Here is a 2,370-nt window from a genome sequence, read left to right as displayed (position 1 = left end):
GCGTTCTTTAAAGAATGTCACCATTATTACCAACGCACTGACGACAGAAGTACTAGGCGACGGTAATAAAGTAAATGGCCTGACCTATAAAGACCGCAATACAAACGACGAAATCAGTTTAGAGTTGGAAGGTATTTTTGTTCAGATTGGCTTGGTACCGAATACTGAATTCCTTAAAGAGGCAATGGAGTTAAACCCACGTGGTGAAATTGTAGTTGATAGTCGGGGCGAAACCTCCATCCCAGGTGTTTTTGCGGCCGGAGATGTGACAACTGCACCTTACAAGCAAATTATTATTGCTATGGGCAGCGGTGCCAACGCCTCACTGGGTGCTTTTGATTACCTGATCAGAAACAGTTTTGAAGGCGATACCGCTTTAGCTGCCTGATTGATTACGAATCAACCAAGTTAATCACTCTTCGCCAGGTCAGGCTTAAGTCTGACCGCCAACCTGAGACTTCCTGACCTGGCACTTTATTCTTCTCAAATGATAGAGTCATCGCCTCTGACGATGTGAGGGCTACCCTCAGGAATCGTTGATGCCTCCTGGTTGATGCCTCCTAATAGTACATATTTCATTTCCAGATACTCATCCAGACCATACTTTGATCCTTCCCGACCAATACCTGACTCCTTGATGCCTCCAAATGGGGCCACTTCTGTGGATAACACACCCTCATTGACAGCCACCATGCCATACTCCAGCGCTTCAGCTACCCTGAATACACGACTAAAGTCATTAGTATAAAAGTATGCAGCTAAACCATATTGGGTATCGTTAGCCATTCTGATCACGTCCTCTTCACACTGAAACCGGAAGACAGGGGCTATGGGGCCAAACACCTCTTCCTGATAGCACTTCATCTCCCTGGAGGCATCCGCCAGAACAGTAGGCTCATAGAACAGACCACCCAGACTATGAGAGCGGCCTCCTGTGAGCAGTCGGCCTTTTTTGGCTAATGCATCATCAACAATACTCCTGATCCTCAGCAGTGCAGCCTCATTGATTAAAGGCCCCTGATTGAAGTCGCCATCAATTGCAGGACCCACTGTAAGTCTGGAAACCGCTTCGGAAAACTTCTCGACAAACTCGTCATAGACACCACCCTGAACAAACAGACGATTCATACAAACACAGGTCTGACCTGAGTTCCGATACTTGGAGGCTATCGCACCCTGAACCGCCTGATCGACATTGGCATCATCAAAAACAATGAAAGGCGCATTGCCACCCAGCTCCAGTGAGATTTTTTTAACCGAGCCCGCACATTGCTTCATTAATAGTTTGCCTACAGCAGTCGATCCAGTAAACGACAGTTTTTTTATGACAGGACTGCCCGTTAACTCAGCACCGATTTCTTTGGCATCACCTGTGACAATATTAATAACACCTGCAGGAATACCCGCTCGTTCTGCCAGTTCTACCAGGGCAAGAGCCGACAGAGGCGTCAGCTCCGAAGGCTTGATAATAATGGTACAGCCTGCTGCCAGGGCAGGAGCTACTTTTCGAGCGATCATGGCATTGGGGAAATTCCAGGGCGTTATTGCAGCAACCACGCCGACCGGTTCCCGTGTGACCAGCACTCTCTGGCTGCTTTTGGTAGCAGGAATCAGATCACCATAAGCTCGTTTAGCTTCTTCGGCGTACCACTCTATGAAAGAAGCACCATACCTCACTTCGCCCCTGGACTCTGACAACGGTTTGCCCTGTTCAGTGGTCATCAGCATGGCCAGATCTTCCTGATTATCCTGAATCAAGGTGTACCACTTGCGGAGTAAACCAGAACGTTCTGCTGCTGTTTTTGCTCGCCATCCTATAAAGGCTTCTTCTGCTGCTTTGATTGCGTTAAGAACATCTGAAGCCGCCAGCATGGGGATATGGGCAATCACCTTACCTGTAGCCGGGTTTTGAACGGGAAGCGTTTCTATGGCGCTGACCCACTTACCATTGATGTAGGCCTGCTGTTTGAAAAGACCGGAGTCGTTCAGTTTCATGGAGAACCCCTTGATAGTGCACGGCTTCAATGAACGAAGAGGCCTGGAGGTTGTTCACAACCTTAAAGTGTTTTGACACCCATGATCTTGAAAATCGAACAGGTCATAGCTGGCACGTTTTACATGCTGGGCATAGGCCATATCAAAAGCGTTCTGAACATCGGCTTCCAAATCGTTCCCGGCGATTTTGTCACATGAACAAGTCTCTCACTACCGTCGATGTGGGCCGCTCAGGGATATTTCTTTTGATGAACTGGAAAATCCGAATGCACTGGAAGGCAGGATGTCTGAGAACTGCTACTGTTTTTCTTTTTTCCACAAAACAAAAACCCCAGCCGATCACTCAACTGGGGTTTTGCTTTATTCAATGCCTGG

Annotated in this window: 3 protein-coding genes; 2 read left to right on the top strand and 1 reads right to left on the bottom strand. The window is 47.9% G+C overall.

Features of this window, described 5'->3' with window-relative positions:
- The coding region (locus KDK19_RS10385; RefSeq protein ID WP_257291889.1) for an FAD-dependent oxidoreductase at window positions 1-388 on the top strand (388 nt) is incomplete at its 5' end.
- A gap of 95 nt (window positions 389-483) precedes the next feature.
- Here KDK19_RS10385 and KDK19_RS10380 read toward each other — a convergent pair.
- Window positions 484-1,995: an NAD-dependent succinate-semialdehyde dehydrogenase gene (locus KDK19_RS10380; RefSeq protein ID WP_306801328.1), complete on the bottom strand. Its 1,512-nt coding sequence runs from the start codon at window positions 1,993-1,995 to the stop codon at window positions 484-486.
- 187 nt (window positions 1,996-2,182) lie between these two features.
- On the opposite strand from KDK19_RS10380, the gene KDK19_RS10375 reads away from it, so the two are divergent.
- Window positions 2,183-2,370, top strand: a 188-nt coding sequence (locus tag KDK19_RS10375) for a hypothetical protein (RefSeq protein ID WP_257291888.1), incomplete at its 3' end; no start/stop codon positions are given.

The sequence above is a fragment of the Endozoicomonas sp. ONNA1 genome (assembly GCF_024606325.1).
Lineage (GTDB): Bacteria > Pseudomonadota > Gammaproteobacteria > Pseudomonadales > Endozoicomonadaceae > Endozoicomonas_A.
Note: the sequence above shows the minus strand (reverse complement) of the source record. Positions and strands in the feature narration are given on the sequence as shown.